At 72.4% G+C, this 14941-nt stretch carries 17 protein-coding genes; 7 read left to right on the top strand and 10 right to left on the bottom strand.

Going from position 1 to position 14941, the window contains the following annotated elements; translation table 11 throughout:
- Positions 1–104: 104 nt before the first annotated feature.
- From N4G66_RS25565 to N4G66_RS25545, 5 genes are all read right to left on the bottom strand, one after another.
- The gene (locus N4G66_RS25565; protein ID WP_261706537.1) at positions 105–1691 is read right to left on the bottom strand and encodes a transglycosylase domain-containing protein; all 1587 of its coding nucleotides are present in this window, start codon (positions 1689–1691) and stop codon (positions 105–107) included.
- Positions 1692–2044: 353 nt separating this feature from the next.
- Complete coding sequence (locus N4G66_RS25560; protein ID WP_261706536.1) at positions 2045–2782, bottom strand: hypothetical protein; 738 nt, start codon at positions 2780–2782, stop codon at positions 2045–2047.
- Positions 2779–3330: a SigE family RNA polymerase sigma factor gene (locus N4G66_RS25555; RefSeq protein WP_261706535.1), complete on the bottom strand. Its 552-nt coding sequence runs from the start codon at positions 3328–3330 to the stop codon at positions 2779–2781. The genes N4G66_RS25560 and N4G66_RS25555 overlap by 4 nt, the downstream gene beginning before the upstream one ends.
- Positions 3331–3422: 92 nt before the next feature.
- Positions 3423–4022: a hypothetical protein gene (locus N4G66_RS25550; RefSeq protein ID WP_261706534.1), complete on the bottom strand. Its 600-nt coding sequence runs from the start codon at positions 4020–4022 to the stop codon at positions 3423–3425.
- A 125-nt stretch (positions 4023–4147) separates the two neighbouring features.
- Entirely contained in the window at positions 4148–5104 is a 957-nt protein-coding gene (locus N4G66_RS25545) for a L,D-transpeptidase (protein WP_261706533.1), read from the bottom strand.
- A gap of 111 nt (positions 5105–5215) precedes the next feature.
- Between N4G66_RS25545 and N4G66_RS25540 the strand changes: the two genes are divergently transcribed.
- Together N4G66_RS25540 and N4G66_RS25535 are read left to right on the top strand one after the other, a co-directional pair.
- A complete protein-coding gene (locus N4G66_RS25540) occupies positions 5216–5773 on the top strand; it encodes a SigE family RNA polymerase sigma factor (protein WP_261706532.1) in 558 nt (185 codons plus the stop codon).
- Positions 5763–6533 carry a L,D-transpeptidase gene (locus tag N4G66_RS25535; RefSeq protein WP_261706531.1) on the top strand — a complete coding sequence of 257 codons (771 nt, stop codon included), beginning with the start codon at positions 5763–5765 and terminating at the stop codon, positions 6531–6533. The genes N4G66_RS25540 and N4G66_RS25535 overlap by 11 nt, the downstream gene beginning before the upstream one ends.
- A gap of 199 nt (positions 6534–6732) precedes the next feature.
- On the opposite strand, the gene N4G66_RS25530 is transcribed toward N4G66_RS25535, so the two are convergent.
- Entirely contained in the window at positions 6733–8190 is a 1458-nt protein-coding gene (locus N4G66_RS25530) for an FG-GAP-like repeat-containing protein (protein WP_261706530.1), read from the bottom strand.
- A 262-nt stretch (positions 8191–8452) separates the two neighbouring features.
- Positions 8453–9322 (bottom strand): alpha/beta fold hydrolase, encoded by an 870-nt coding sequence (locus N4G66_RS25525; protein WP_261706529.1) that lies wholly within the window; start codon positions 9320–9322, stop codon positions 8453–8455.
- A 213-nt stretch (positions 9323–9535) separates the two neighbouring features.
- Between N4G66_RS25525 and N4G66_RS25520 the strand changes: the two genes are divergently transcribed.
- Both N4G66_RS25520 and N4G66_RS25515 read left to right on the top strand, forming a co-directional pair.
- Positions 9536–9988 (top strand): MarR family winged helix-turn-helix transcriptional regulator, encoded by a 453-nt coding sequence (locus tag N4G66_RS25520; RefSeq protein WP_261706577.1) that lies wholly within the window; start codon positions 9536–9538, stop codon positions 9986–9988.
- Positions 9989–9999: 11 nt separating this feature from the next.
- On the top strand, positions 10000–10278 hold the full coding sequence (locus N4G66_RS25515) for a ribosomal protein L7/L12 (protein WP_261706528.1): 279 nt from the start codon (positions 10000–10002) through the stop codon (positions 10276–10278).
- A gap of 28 nt (positions 10279–10306) precedes the next feature.
- Here N4G66_RS25515 and N4G66_RS25510 read toward each other — a convergent pair whose 3' ends face one another.
- Positions 10307–11650, bottom strand: coding sequence for a helix-turn-helix domain-containing protein (locus tag N4G66_RS25510; protein ID WP_261706527.1), 1344 nt, complete (start codon positions 11648–11650; stop codon positions 10307–10309).
- 150 nt (positions 11651–11800) lie between these two features.
- Here N4G66_RS25510 and N4G66_RS25505 point away from each other — a divergent pair, with 150 nt between their 5' ends.
- Positions 11801–11950, top strand: coding sequence for a hypothetical protein (locus N4G66_RS25505; RefSeq protein WP_261706526.1), 150 nt, complete (start codon positions 11801–11803; stop codon positions 11948–11950).
- A 107-nt stretch (positions 11951–12057) separates the two neighbouring features.
- Here N4G66_RS25505 and N4G66_RS25500 read toward each other — a convergent pair whose 3' ends face one another.
- Positions 12058–12261, bottom strand: coding sequence for a DUF397 domain-containing protein (locus tag N4G66_RS25500; RefSeq protein ID WP_261706525.1), 204 nt, complete (start codon positions 12259–12261; stop codon positions 12058–12060).
- Positions 12221–13069, bottom strand: coding sequence for a helix-turn-helix domain-containing protein (locus N4G66_RS25495; RefSeq protein ID WP_261706524.1), 849 nt, complete (start codon positions 13067–13069; stop codon positions 12221–12223). The genes N4G66_RS25500 and N4G66_RS25495 overlap by 41 nt, the downstream gene beginning before the upstream one ends.
- An 86-nt stretch (positions 13070–13155) precedes the next feature.
- Here N4G66_RS25495 and N4G66_RS25490 point away from each other — a divergent pair, with 86 nt between their 5' ends.
- On the top strand, positions 13156–13587 hold the full coding sequence (locus N4G66_RS25490; RefSeq protein WP_261706523.1) for an ATP-binding protein: 432 nt from the start codon (positions 13156–13158) through the stop codon (positions 13585–13587).
- Between the two features lie 91 nt (positions 13588–13678).
- Entirely contained in the window at positions 13679–14926 is a 1248-nt protein-coding gene (locus N4G66_RS25485) for an amidohydrolase (protein WP_261706522.1), read from the top strand.
- Positions 14927–14941: the final 15 nt, after the last annotated feature.

Genomic DNA, 14941 nt, shown 5'->3' with positions numbered 1-14941 from the left:
CCCGCACATCGGCGCCGGGGAACCGCGCGACAGGAAAGCGTGAACTCCTGGCGGGCCGACTCGGCACGCACCCCGTGTCCCGGGGTGCGTGCCGACCGGGCTCGTCAGCCCCCGGATGTCAGCTTCGGGCCCTGAACCGGCCGCGGGGCGACGGGATCCAGTCGGTTCATGACGCCCGCCACGACATTGGCGGCCACTGCCGACGCCGTGGACGGGAGTTGGGCGATGCGGGCCGGGTGCCCGCCGTGGGCGGGATGCTGGGCGAAGAGGGCGACCGTGGTGGACAGCTTCGCGTCGTACATGGTCTGCCACAGGGTGCGGGTTCCGGCACCGCCGGTGAACACGCCCCAGCGCCCGCCGGCGGAGTACAGGAGTTTGGTGACGAGCTGCGCGGAGGACGGGTCCATCGCGGTACGGGTGTGCGGGCGGGCGGTGTAGAGGGTGCGGCCGTCCCGGGTGATCCTCTGGACGGTGTACGGCTCGGCGTACGTGCCGCCGGCCGCTGCCGTGGCGTAGGCCGCGGACAGCGAGAGCGGAGTGGGCGCGGCCCGCTTCGCGAGCGCGGCCAGCGGAGCGCCGAGCCCGGCCCGCGTGAACGGCTCCATCGCCGTGCCCGCCTCCACCGCGCCGGCCAGCGCGTCGTTGAACGGCTGCCGGGCGTAGTCCGCGCCCCCGTACAGCACACGGACCGCGCCGTCGCCCGGCACCAGCGCGACGATCGCGGTGTGCAGGCTGATGCCCTTGGCACCCGCCTTGTCGGCGACCGGTTCCGCCGCCGCGTCCTGGGCGGCGAGGTCGAAGGTGGTGCGGATGGTGTACCCGCCGCCGGCCAGTTCGTCCTGGGTGATGCCGAGCCGGTCGGCGGCCTCCGCGGAGGCCGCGTCGATCAGATACTGGCGCTGGCCGTCCGTGGCCCCGGCCGGATAGAACCGGAACGCGGGAAGGCGGGCCGCGGCGCGCTGGGCCGGTGTGATCGCCCCGCTGTCGGCCATCGCGTCCAGCACCCACTCCCAGCGGCGCGTCAGTTTCGCCGTCACCGCGGCGTCCGAGCCTGCCTTCTCGTAGTACGAGGGGATGTTGATGACGGCGGCGAGGGCGGCACCCTGACTGACCGAGAGAGCGGACGCGTCGACCCCGAAGTAGTTGCGCGCGGCGGCCTGGATGCCCGCGGCGCCGCGGCCGAAGTAGACCGTGTTGAGGTAGCCCTCCAGGATCTCGTTCTTCGACCGGGTGCGGTCCAGCTTGATCGAGATCAGTGCCTCGCGCGCCTTGCGGGACAGCGACTGCTGGGGACTGAGCAGGGCGTTCTTCACGTACTGCTGGGTGATCGTGGAGCCGCCCTGCCGGCCGCCGCCGCTCGCCGTCGACCAGGCCGCCCGGAGGATCGCGGTCGGCGAGATCCCGGTGTCCGTACGGAAGGAACGATTCTCCGCGGCGATCACCGCCTCCTGGACATGCCGCGGCACCCGGGCGAGCGCGACCTCCTGCCGGTCCACCGGGCCGCGCCGCCCCAGGTAGTCGCCCCGGGCGTCGACGAAGACCGTGCTCTGCATCGCCGTCTCGGGGTGCGGCTCGGGAATCCCGGTGAGCCGGTACGCCACCACCGCCGCGCCGGCGAGCGTGAGCGCGAGGACGAGCAGGGCGATCAGCGCATGGCGCAGACGGCGGCCGCGGGTGCGGCGGGCCTTCACGCGCCGGGCGCGGAGGATGCGGCCGAGGCCGGACCGGACGCGGGCACCCGGGCGCCCGCTCCGCGCAGGGGCGGTGCTCTCGGCCCGCGTCCCCCGCCACGACGGCGTCCCCGGCACGGCTCGCGAACCCCTCCTGCCTCGCGAGCCCCACACGCCGCGCAGACCCGTCACACCTCGTGAGCCCTGTACACCTCGTACGCCTCTCACGTCACGTGCGCCAGGTACACCTCGCGCGCCCGTCACGTCATGTGAGCCAGATACGTCTCGCGCATGTGAGTCAGATACGTCTCGCACGCCCGTCACACCTCGTGAGCCCCGCACACCTCGCAGGCCCGTCGCGCCCCGGCGGCCCCTCACGGCCTGTACCACCCGGTCGCCAGTACCGCGCCCGAGCTGTCGTACACCGTGACTCTCCGGGGATCCTGGGACGGGGCGTCGTCGGGGGCCGGGGTGGGCGGCGCCGGCATCACCGCGTACCAGGCGCCCCAGCCGGGCTTGCCCGCCAGGGTCAGGGCGGTGGCGTGGACGATGCCCGCGGCGGTCGTGACCTCGACGCGGGCCGCTTCGCCCGAGCCGTGGAAGACCCCGGAGAGGAACGTGCGGCCGTCGTTCCAGTAGGACGACTGGAGCGAGACACCGGGGCTGCTCAGATCGAGGTTGCCGTTGACGACGCTGTGGAACTGGACGGGCATGCCCGGTTCCGTCCAGCGCGAGCCGTCCTTCGTCAGCCAGATCTCGGTGCCGGACGCCACCGACACCCGCTCGCCCGACGCCACGACCCGCATCCGCCCGGCGGTCTCCGCGGGGGAGGGGGTCACTCTGTCGCCATGGGCGGCGGGCGGGCTCACCGACTCGCCGAATCCGAAGGGCACACCGTCGCGGAATCCGACCACGGCGAGCGGCACCAGCAGCGCACCGCAGGCGGCCCCCAGCACGGTGGCCCTGCGCCGGCGCCGGCGCCGGCGGCCCTCGCGCTCGATGGCGACGAGCGGCACGGCGGAGGGCGTGACGTCGTACGCGGCCTCGGCGAACACCTCGCGCAGCCGCTCGGCCTCGGCCGACATGCGCGCGGAACGGGACGAGAGGTTCATGAGCGTGCTCCGGAGACGGGGTGGCGGCCGGCGAACACCGGGTGGGCGCGCAGCGCCTGCAGGCCGCGCCGGGCATGGGTCTTGACGGTGCCGACCGAGCAACCGAGCAGCTGGGCCGTCTCGGCCTCGCCCAGGTCCTCCCAGTAACGCAGCACCAGGACGGCACGCTGCCGTGTCGACAGCGCGGCCAACGCGGTGTCCAGAGCGGCCCGTTGGGTGACCGCCTCGGCGTGTCCGGGATCCCGCTGGTGCGCCCGCTCGGGCACGAAGGGCATCAGCAGCTGCGCGACCCGTCTCTTGCGCGTCCGGCTGATGTTGTTGTTGACCAGCGAGCGGCGTACGTAGAAGTCGACGTCGTCGCTCGGGATGCGCCGCCAGCGGGCGTACACCTTGGCCAGCGTGATCTGGACGAGGTCCTCGGCGTCGTGGAAGTCGCCGGTGAGCAGGTGCGCGGTGCGCACCAGGCGGGGCCAGGCAGCGCCGGCGTATGCGGCGAAGTCGCCGCTGTCGGCGTGGACTTGGGAGGTGGCGGTGAGGTTGTGCGGCACGACCTGCGGTCCCTCGGGTCGGGTGCGTGGGGGGGGGTGGTTCAGGGCGGGGGAGCCGGAGCCCGGGCGGCCCGGCTCCCCCGCCCGCGTGCTCAGTTCAGGTCCAGCCGGGAGTAGACCTCGCCCTCGGTGTCGCGGACGACGATGTGGCGGACGCCGAAGTCGTCACTGTGGGCCGGCAGGTCGGCGCTGACGTACCAGACGCCCCAGCCGGGGTTGCCCGCGAGTTCCAGGAGCTTGCCGTGCAGGGTCCCGGCCGTGGTCCGCACCGTGACGCGCGAGGCCGTGCCCCTGCCGCCGTAGTACACGCCGGAGAGAGTGGCGTGCCCTTCGGCGGTGACCTCGACGTGCGCCGAGACACCTGGCGTGTGGAGGTCGATGTTCCCGTCGACCACGCTCGCGAACTGGGGATCGGGGTTGTCGAGCGTCGTCCAGTGCTTGCCCTGCGCCGTCAGCCAGAACTCGGCGCCGCCGGGCTCCACGACGTGCTCGTCCGGGGCGACGATGCGGGCCGTGGGGGCGATCGTCGCCAACGAGAGAGGGGTGGCGTGCACCGACCCGACGGTCACGTGCGCGGACCGGCCGGAGGCGGGCGCCGCCTTCCCCGGCGAGACGCCGTACGCCGCCGTGGGCGCCCCGATCAGCGCCACGGCGACCGCCGCGGCCGCGACATACTTCTGAATCCCTGCCATGAACGGACAACTCCTCCTGATGTAGCCGACGTTCGGACGGTGCAAGGGCGCCTCTCCCCTCCTACAAACTCCCGGCGCCCGCGGGCCGGATGACACCGGCCGGAGATTTTCCGCACGGATGTGCGTCAGTCGAGCGCGCTCGCCGCCCGCCACTGGTCCCAGCTCAGGTTCCAGTCGCCGTAGCCGTTGCCGACGGCGACCGTGTCCCGGGAGCCGACGACCTTGACGACGTCGCCGGGGACGACCTCGTCGTAGAACCGCTTCGCGGGGCCGCCGGTGGCGAGTCCGACACAGCCGTGCGTGACGTTCTGGCGCCCGCCGTAGGTGTTCGCCTTCGGGTTCTGGTGGAGATAGGTGCCCGAGGTGGTGAGGTGGACGGCGTAGTAGTAATAGCCCGCGTACGCGTCGCCGTAGCCGACGGACTGCGAGTTCATGAAGACCCTGGCCGCCTTGTCGGAGACGACCATCGTGCCGTTCCAGGTGTCCATGCCCGGCGCGCCCGCGGTGATCGGGACGCGGCGCGACGAACCGGCCGTCTCAACCGTCATGAAGTGTGTACGGACATCCACCGTGGCGACGAGGGAGCGGCCCACCGTGAAATGCCTAGTGATTCCGGCTCCGGCCCGGACGGTGACCGCCGTGCCGGGCTTCCAGTACACGCGGGGCCGGAAGTCGACGCGCCCGCCGTCGGCGAGGTTGTGGTCCCTGACCCAGCCCCAGGAGCCCTCGGCATCGGCGGTCACCTTCAACTGCCGTTCCACATCGGCCCGTTCGGCCACGGGTATCGGGTGGTCGAAGGTCACCGAGATCGGCATGCCGACGCCGACGGTCTGCCCGTCGGTGATGTTGATGTGCGCGCCCGTCAGGGACTTGAGCGGGGTGGCGGAGGGCTTCGGCCGGGCCGTGCCCGTGGGGTCTGCGGTCCCGGTGGCGGCCGCCTTCCCGTCCGGACCGACTCCCGTACCCCCGCTGCCGTCGGCCACCGCCTGCGCCGAGCACCCGGTGAGCGCGAGCGCGCACACGGCCGCCGCGCTCCAGGCGCGGGCGAACCGGCCGCGGCCGCCTCTCAGTTCCGTCGTCATGGTGATCCCCCTGTGGTGTGTTTCGATGTGCGACGTACGGGACCTGTACGCACGACAGGGACGGCCGGGTTGCACACGGCCGGCGAAACTGCGGAAATTCCGGCGGGGGGCATGACCGAGGAAGAGTTCGACGCGTTCTACGCGACCACGTTTCCCCGGCTGACCGGCCAGCTCTACGCGTTCACCGGGGACCACGGCGAGGCGCAGGACGTCGTCCAGGAGGCGTTCGTCCGCGCCTGGGACCGGCGGCGGGAGTTCCTCGCCGACGGGGCACCCGAGGCATGGATACGGACCGTGGCGACGCGGCTCGCGGTGAGCCGCTGGCGCCGGGCGCGGCGCTGGCTGGAGCTGGTGCGGCGCACACCGCCGTCCGACCACGCCCCGGGCCCCGGCCCCGAACGCACGACACTCATAGCCGCGCTGCGTACCCTGCCCGAGGCACAGCGGATGGCGATCGTTCTGCACCATCTGTGCGACTTGAGTGTCGAGCAGGTAGCCTCCGAAACCGGTGCCCCCGTGGGCACGGTCAAGGCCCGGCTCTCCCGTGGCCGGGCGGCGCTGGCACGGGTGCTCTCGGAGGATTCGGCGGACCCGGCCGGCTCCGCGCGTCCCACGGACTCCGCGGGCGCGCCCGGCAAGGGGGAGAGGGAGGACGACCGTGTCCGATGAACTCACCTCTGACCTGCTGGAACTGGCGGCAGAGGGCGAGCGGCCGCCGACGCTGACCGGTGCGCAGATCCGCGGCCGGGCGGTACACCGCCGACGCCGCCGACGTACGGCACTGGCCGCGGCCGGCGCCTCCCTCGCGGGAGCGCTCGCCCTGGTCGTCGCGGTGAGCCTGGGCGGCGGTACGGACCGGAATCCGCCCCCGGCCGCGAGCCCCACCGTCACCCCGAGCCTGCCGACGGCGGCGTCGCCGGACGCCACGATCGACCTGGGCCGGCGCGTGATCTCGGTCGCCGGCCGCGAACTGACGCTGACCTCCGACAGCCTGACGGGTTACGTGCCGACCCTGCGGACGACGGTCACCGTCAAGAAGCCCTCCATGAGGGTCTCCGGCAAGACCGTCGGCTTCGGCGACGCGTACAGCTTCAAGGCCTCCTGGGCGATCGAACTCAGCGCCCCCGACGGCACGACGGACTACGTCGGCTCCCTGAAGTACAACGAGAAGGGCGTCTACGACCCGTCCCACGGCTGGATCGGCCTGCGCGAGGCCGACGCCAAGTGGCTGTACGAGCGGCTCGCACCGGGCTCGGTGGTCGAGATCAAGCCCTCGGCAGGCGGGCCTTCTTCACCGAACCCGACGGCGGTGGACCGGGGCAGGGCGACGGCCGGCACGAACACGGGCACGGCGGGCACGAACACGGTCACGGGCTCGGGCCTGGTCACCGGCACGGGGGCCCCGGGCTCGGGAACCTCGGGCGGCTGACGGCTCGGTGCGCGACAGCCGATGGCGCCCGCCATCGCGCGATCCGCGCGTTCACGAAGCTCCGGCGGTGAGGCCGGGCGTCGCCGGCGGATGAGCGCGCGTCCAAGGGTCCGGCCGTTCCGGGCCGTAAGTCGGCACAACGGAAGGGGCGGTGCCGGAATCCTCCGGTGCCGCCCCTTCCGGATGTCTGTCCGCGTGCTCAGGAGCCCGACATGGCGTCCCCGAACATGGGGTCGTTGCCCGAGTTCCCGATGCCCACGGACGACGCGCCGAAGCTCACCGCGCCGGTGGCCGTGACGCCTCCGGTGGAGCCGCGCAGGACCCACACGGCGCCGTCGTCACTGTTCTCGCCGCCCGCGCCCACCGACAGGTCGGCGCGGCCGTCCTTGTTGTGGTCGGCGAGGTGGACGGCGCCGCCGAACATGTCCGCCGACTCGTTGCCGCCCGGGACACCCGAGGTGTCCTGGTTGAAGGACTGTGCGCCGGTCCCCGTCAGGCCGGAGGGGCCGCCGCGCAGCACCCAGACGTTGCCGACGCCCTCCGCCGAGCCGATGGATTCGTTGTCGGCGCCGACGGCGAGGTCCGGGTAGCCGTCGCCGTTGACGTCGCCCGCCGCGAGTGAGGTTCCGAACCAGTCGTTGGACTCGTCCGATCCCGGCACACCCGGCGTGTCCTGGCTGAAGGCGGCGCTGCGCGTGGTGTCGACGCCGGCCGTGCCGCCGTAGAAGACGGTGGCGTAGCCGCCCTTCACGGACGAGTTCAGGATGTCGACGAAATCGGTGCCGACGACCAGGTCGTCGTGCCCGTCGCGGTCGAAGTCGGCGACGGCGAACGCGCTCGCGTACCCCGCGCCGGCCTCGGTCTGGAGCGTGGGTCCGGTCGAGGCGCCCCGGTAGACGAAGTTGCCCGCGGAGGAACCCACCACCAGGTCGTCCGTGCCGTCGTTGCCGAAGTCCCCCGCCGCCAACTGGACGGCGCCCTTGGGATACGCGCCGGACTCGATCTGGGTGTCCAGGCGCACCTTGCCGGCCGCGCCGCCGGACTTGGTGAAGCCGCCCTTGAAGATCCACACGTCCTTGCCGGTGGAACCGACCGCCAGATCGGCCTTGCCGTCACCGGTGAAGTCGCCGACCGCGAGGGACTGGCCGAACCGGTCGTGGCCCGACGCGTTCGGGTCGCTGATCGTCGTACCGCCCGACAGTCCGGACGAGCTGCCCCACAGGATCGTGACCAGACCGCCGTCGACATCGCCGCTGACGTCCTCCAGCGGTGTGCCCACGACGAGATCGCCGTAGCCGTCGCGGTTGAGGTCGCCGTGCGCGAGTTCGGTGCCGAAGCGGTCGGAGGTCTCCGAGTCGCCCGGCACGCCGGAGGAACTCTGCGATGTGGTCTTGTGGCGCGCGGCACTGATCCCGCTCGACGAGCCGTAGTTGACGACCACAGCGCCCGCCTTCGCCTTCCCGCCCGCGACAGCACCCGGGGCGCCGGTCGCCAGATCGCGGTAGCCGTCACCGTTGAAGTCGTCGGCGAGGCCCGACGCGGCGGCACTCGCGCCGCCGGGCAGGGCGATGAGCAGGCCGCCGGCCAGGGCGGCCGCGACGGCGACGGCGCCCAGGACGACGGGACGCCGTGAACGCTTGTGGGGGGACCGGGACATCAGTTCCTCTCAAGAACATACCTGCGGACTCGGAGATGACCTGCGGTGAGCCTGAAGGGTTGTACGGGACAAGGAAATCGCCGCCGAAGAAGGCCCTCCGGAACTTCCCCGGACGCCGCGAGCACTTCGCCGAGAGCTGTCCGGCCGCCGTCGGCCCGCTCTCCGACCGCACCACCGAAAGATGATCACCCGTCAGTCACCGGTCACCAGTCATCACCGGCCCCCGGGCCGGCACGCCCCGGCCTCCATCGCGCACCACGCCTCAACGCCGCTGGGCGGAAGCGCTCCCGGCACCGGCGTGCGCGCCGAACCGGGCATCGGTCCGGGCATCGATGTGCGCGTCGATGTGCGCGTCGAGCGCGGCGAACGTCGCCTCGGGCCGCTCGATGTGCGGCAGGTGACCGGCCTCGGCGATCGTCTCGAACCGCCCTCGCGCGAACGCCCGCGCGTAGGCCCGCCCGTACGCGGGTGTGACGATCCGGTCGCTCTCGCCCCACAGCAGCAGGGCCGGGATCCGCACCCGGCCGAGCCGGTTCAGGAGCTTCGGGTCGTGCATGTACGGGTCACCGGCCAGCACGCGCATGGTGGCCATGTTGGCCTGCTGGGCCGCGATCCGCTCCTCGGTGAGGGTGGCGGGGTCCACGGCGAACCGGGCCGGATCGTGGAACGAGTACGCGGCGATCTCGTCCGGGCGGAGCCCGAAGATCTCGCGGACCGGCTCTCCCGGGACGGCCACGCCCGCCGCGTTGACCAGCACCAGCGAGCTGATCACCGCGCCGTCGTCGCGGAAGGCCATCTCGGCCGCGGTCCAGCCGCCGAGCGAGGAGCCGACGACGAGGACGTCACGGTGGCCCTCGTCCCTGAGCCAGTGCAGATAGGCGATCGCCAGGTCGTCGACACCGGTGAACCAGCCGGGACGCTCGGTCCCGTTCCAGCCCGGGTGCGTGGGAACGACGGCACGCATGCCGTGCCGGCCGGCCAGGTGCGCGGCGATGCCCTGGACGGTCGCGGGCCCGCCGCCGCCGTGCAGGACGAGCGCGAGGCGGCCGTCGGCGGGGCCGGTCTCGGTGAGGGCGAGGGGGAGGTCGGGGCGCGGGTGGACGGTACGGGTTCGCATCTCGGTGTCGGTCATGCGCCCCACGGTATCTACGCATACGTATATACGCAACCTTAGATTCCGGATTAGGATGCGGACATGACCGCGAACCATGAGGACCCCGGAGCCCGCGCCGCAGCCGACAGGACCGAGAGCGGGACCGCTGCCAGGACTGCTGCCGGTCCCGGTGCCGGGCCCGCCGACGACACCGGGACCGGCACCGGGGCCGGCGTCCCCGCCGCGGCCGCCGTGGACCCGGACCCGTCTCCCGCGCTCCCCGCTCCCGTCGATCTCGAAGAGCTGGGGCGTGCCGTGAAAGAGGCGCAGTACCGGCATCACCGCACGCTCGACACCCGCCTCACGGCGGTCGGCACCACGCTGGCGCAGTGGGACGCGTTGCGGGCGATCGCCCGCACACCCGGAGCGTCCGCGCACGAGCTGGCGGTCGCGACCTTCCAGGGCGACCAGTCCTTCGGCACCCTCGCCTCCCGGCTCGCGGCCCAGCACCTCATCGAGCGCCGGCCCGGTCGCGGCCGGCGTATCGAGCACCACCTGACGGAGACCGGCGAGCGCGTCCTGGCGGCGGGGCGCGCCGTCACGCGCGATGTCCTCGCCGCGTCCTTCGGCCCGCTCGACGAGATCGAACGGACCACGCTGCTCGGCCTGTTGCGCCGCCTCGGCTCTCCGGGCGAAGCGCTCTAGGATCCGTGACCATGGAATTAACAGGTCTCATCGTCCTCGCCGGTCTCATCGTCGCGAGCTTCGCCGCCCTGGAGGGCAAGCTCGCCCGCACCGACCGCAGGGTCGCCCACGTCGAGCACCAGCTCGACCTGATACTCGACCGCCTCGGCATCCGCGAGGATCCCCCGCACCTGCCCGAGGTCATCGCCCTCGTGCGCGAGGGCAAGAACATCCAGGCGATCAAGGCCTATCGCCAGGCCACGGGCGCGGGTCTGAAGGAAGCGAAGGAAGCGGTGGAAGACATGATCTGACGCGTCCGCCGGTCCATCCCGTCAGGCGTCAGAGAGGGGGTTGGGCCGGGGCCGGGCCGAGGGTCGTCGTGCCGGGGGCGGTTCGGTGGCCGAGGCCGGTGCGGTAGGCGTCCAGGGCCGCCTCCACACGGCCGGTGCGCCGCAACAGGTCGCCCAGCAGCCGGCACAGGTCCGCCAGGTCCCCCGCGGCGCCCGCCCGCTCCAGGAGGCTCATCGCCCGCACATAGTGCTCCTCCGCCGCCTCGGTGTCCCGGGCGTCCTCCGCGATGATGCCGAGCAGGCGGTGCGCGGCGGCCGAGTGGATCGCTCCCCGCTCGGAACTCAGATCGCCGAGCACCTGTTGCAGCAGTTCACCGGCCTCGTCGGACTTGCCGCGCTTGTGCAGTACATCGGCCAGTTCCACGGCGACCTGGCTGGTGTAGAGCGCGGCCCGCTTGGCGGAGAGCATGGCTTGCGCCTCGCGCAACTCGCCCTCGGCACGTTCCAGTTCGCCGTTCTGCGCGTAGAGGTACCCGCGCATCCAGTGGCAGTTGGCGAGTTCGGTGCGGATCTGGAGCTGCCGGTAGAGCTCGGCGGCCTTGGCCAGGGAGGCGTCGGCCTCGACGATCCGCCCCTCGGCGATCATCGTCCGCGCCACCGACCGGTGCATCCGCGCCACCAGGGCCGGGTCCCCGACCTGCGGCGCGAGCGCGAGCGCGAACTCGGCGGCCTGGGCGGCACGGGCGTGCGCGCCCATGTCCATGTAGGGCGCGATGACTCCCGTGTAGAGGAGGAGCAGCGCTTCGGGGTCGTGCAGGCCCGTCCGGTTGAGTTCGTCGAGGGTCGACTCGAACAGGTAGCAGGCGTAACGGAGTTCACCGGCGAGGTAGTGGGAGACCGCCCGGCCGCGCACGGCGGGCACCCGCTGCGGCAGCGGCGCGTCCCCCATCCGCTGCTCGGACTCCTCGAAGCGCCGCTGTGCCGTCTCCAAGTCCCCCATGTCCAGGGCGCATTCGCCGAGCCCGAGGAGCGCCGCGGCCTGCTCGGCGACCAGCCCATGGGTCTCCGCCTCCGCGAGCAGCGCGGCGTAGACCTCGGCGGCCGGCTCGGCCTCTCCGGTGGAGAGCGTGCGCTGCGCGTCGGTCAGCCTCAGGCGCAGACCGGTGGCTAGGTGGGCGGGCCGCCCGGTCGCCAGTTCCTCGTACGCGATCCCGAGCCGGCCGGCGATGTGCCGCAGCGCGGGTTCGGAGGCCCGCACCCGGCCGGCCTCCAGGGTGGAGATGTACGCGGGCGTGTACGCGGGCTCCGCCAGCTGTTTCTGCGTCAAACCGCGTTCCGTACGCAGCTGTTGCACCCTGCGCCCGATGATCTCAGGGTCGTCCCGCTCCGCCATGGGGTAAGCATGCCATTAAGCCGAGTCGAGTCAGTCCAGCTTTTGACTACTGTCCAAGCTCAGGGCCCTCTTGCGACGGAAGCCCGGGAGCCTCTACGTTAAGCGCCGGATTAAGCATGCTTAATACGCCGCTGTTGTTGCGAGGTCACCGTGCTCCGACGTATTTTCGCGCGCTACTCCAGGGGGCTCCTGGCCGCCGTCATCGCGGTCGCCGCGCTGGTCACCGCGGCCAACATCGGCCCGGCGAGAGCGGCCGAACCGGCCCCCTCGGCACACACCGCCTCCCACACCGCCCCGTAGACGGCCTGGCATCAGGGATTCCGCACCGGACGGTGACGGGTTCCCTCCTGCGCGGGCGGCCGGGGCACGCCGACGTTCACCCGGCCCGCCCCGGGCCCCGCACCCCGTCAGAGAGTGCCGGCCACCGCTGCCCCGACGAAGGCGGCGAAGGCGTCGCCCCCGACCGTGAGGACCCCGAGTGCGGGAGCCTTCGAGTCGCGGAGGGCCACGCGGGTGGCCAGGGGGGCCACCTCGACGCACTGACCTCCGGTGTCGCCGCTGTAGGACGACTTACGCCATCGCGCCGCCGTCAGATCCTGGCTGGTGCCCATAACGCCCCTCCATCACACGAGCGATCAGCTCCGCCGAGGCCTCAACGGACAGGGCGGCGGCCTTCAAGTGATCGTATCGAAGGAAGCCCTCCTTGAGACTGGCCGGATTGGCCGTCATATGTCCCTGCACGAAGTCCTCGGTGTAGACGATGTCCGGGTCGCCATCGAAGCGCAGAAGGTTGAACGAACCCATCGATCCCGGGTGTTGACCTGCCTCGAACGGCAGCACCTGGACCTGCGTCCAGCCGTCACGGGGAAGGTCCAACAGACGGCCGAGTTGGTCACGCATGACTCCTGCACTCCCGATCTGCCGGTGCAGCACGGCCTCGTCCAACACGACCCATGCCACGGGCGGTTCATCCCGGGCCAGGACCCGCTGCCGCTCCAGCCGGGCGGCCACCTTGGCGTCGAGGTCCTCTTCGCTCCGCGATCCCAACACCGCCCGTGCGTACCCCGGGGTCTGGAGAAGTCCGTCCACCAACTGCGCCTGGAACGAGTAGACATAGGCGGCCCTCGCCTCCATCTCCGCGTACGCCTGGAACCACGTCGGCAACTGGCTCCGCAGCACCAGCCCCACGAGACGGGAGAACGCCCCGCCCGTCAGCAGGGCCGCGTCGACGCGCTCGGCGAAATCCCGGGTCGGTACCTTGTGGGCCGTCTCGACCTGGCCGATCAGGGAGCCGGTGCAGAAGATGATGTCGCCCAGCTCGCCCTGTTTCAGCCCCGCCGCCTCTCTCAGTCGGCGCAGCTCCGAACCGAAGTAGTCCAACGGGGACGCGCTGGGGTCCAGTTCACGGATGTTGGGCATGGGACGGTCACCCCCGGGTCCGAACGCCCGACGGCGTTCAATTCGACTTGTAGCCGAGCGTAACCGTCCCGCTCCACGCTGGAGTCGTGAATCATGCAACTGACCTGCCGAACGGGACGATCGACGCGAGGTACGGCATCCGTTTCACCGTGGGTGAGCATTCGGCGCGGCAGCTGCGCCGGATCCTGAAGGCGTATCTGGTCGCCTGGGAGATGCCGGAGCTGACGGAGGCGGCGGCGCTGGCGCTGACCGAGCTGCTCGCGAATGTCGTCCGTCATGTGCCCGACCGGCGCGCCGCGCTGCTGATGCTGCGGCGGGCGAACGGTGTGCGGGTGGAGGTGACCGACACCTGCCCCCGGCCACCGCTGTCCACAGCTGTGGACAGCGAACTCGCGGAGCGCGGACGCGGGCTGCTGATCGTGGACGCGGTGACCGACCGGTGGGGATGGCATCCGCTGCCGGGACGCGGGAAGACCGTCTGGTTCGAGTGCCACACCTCGGTTCGCGCCCCCGCGTGACCCACCCGCCGGAGCGTCCTCGCATACGCCACGGTCGTACGACAGCCGCGAATCCCCCGTACGAGGGACAGATGGCGCCTACGCTGGCCCCGTGACCTCTGCCGCCGCCCGCACCGCGCTGGACCTCACCGCCGACCTCCCGGTCCTCGCCCTGGAGGACTTCTACCGGGACCTGCACCGGCATCCCGAGCTGTCGCTGCGCGAACACCGTACGGCCGCCGCCCTCGCGGAGCGGCTGCGCAAGGCCGGGTACGACACCACCGAGGGCGTCGGCGGCACGGGCGTCGTGGGCGTGCTGCGGAACGGGGACGGGCCCACCGTCCTGCTGCGCGCCGACATGGACGCGCTGCCCGTCGCCGAGGAGACCGGGCTGCCGTACGCCTCGGGGACCGACGGAGTCATGCATGCCTGCGGTCACGATCTGCACGTCACCTGGCTGGCCGGGGCGGCGGAGGTGCTCGCCGCCGGGCGCGACACCTGGTCCGGCACGCTGGTGCTGGTCGGGCAGCCCGCCGAGGAGACCGGCGACGGCGCGGCCCGCATGATCGCGGACGGGCTCCACGAACGCTTCCCGCGGCCCGACGTCCTGCTCGCCCAGCACGCGGCGCCCGGCCCCGCCGGGCTGTACGCGCACTCCCCAGGCCTGATCATGTCCGCCTCGACCGACATCGACATCGTCGTGCACGGGCGGGGCGGGCACGGCTCACGGCCCGAGGCGACCGTCGACCCGGTGGTGACGGCGGCGTACATCGTGACGCGGCTCCAGACGGTCGTCAGCCGGGAGATCGCGGCCCGGGATTCCGCCGTGCTCACGGTGGGGCGGATCGAGGCCGGCACCCGGCACAACATCATCCCGTCCGAGGCCCGGATCGCCCTGAACCTGCGGACCCAGTCGCAGGACGTGCGGGAGCGGATGATCGCCGCCGTGCGGCGCGTCGCGGCGGGCGAGTGCGTGGCTGCCGGCTGCCCGAGCGAGCCCGGGATCACCGTCGGCAGCGACTTCCCGATGACCGTCAACGACGCCGACACCGACCGGCGGATCGCCGCCGTGCACGGCGAGGTCTTCGGCGCCGGGACGATCCTCGACCCCGGTCCGGCCATGGCCAGCGAGGACTTCCCGCGGCTCGCGGCCGGTGGGATCCCCTACTCCTACTGGTTCGTGACCAGCACTCCGGCCGACGTCTGGAACGCGGCCCCGGGCGGCGACGACCTCATGACCCGGCTCGCGGCCGTGCCCAGCAACCACAGTCCGCACTTCGCCCCCGACCTCGGCACGGTCGCGCCCGGCGTACGGACCCTGGTGTCGGGGGCGCTGGCGTCGCTGTCGACCGGCGGCTGAGTTCCCCCGGACGCG

It is taken from the genome of Streptomyces rhizosphaerihabitans (assembly GCF_025399795.1).
GTDB classification, from domain to species: Bacteria; Actinomycetota; Actinomycetes; order Streptomycetales; family Streptomycetaceae; genus Streptomyces; species Streptomyces rhizosphaerihabitans.
This window is presented reverse-complemented; position numbering and strand designations above follow the sequence as displayed.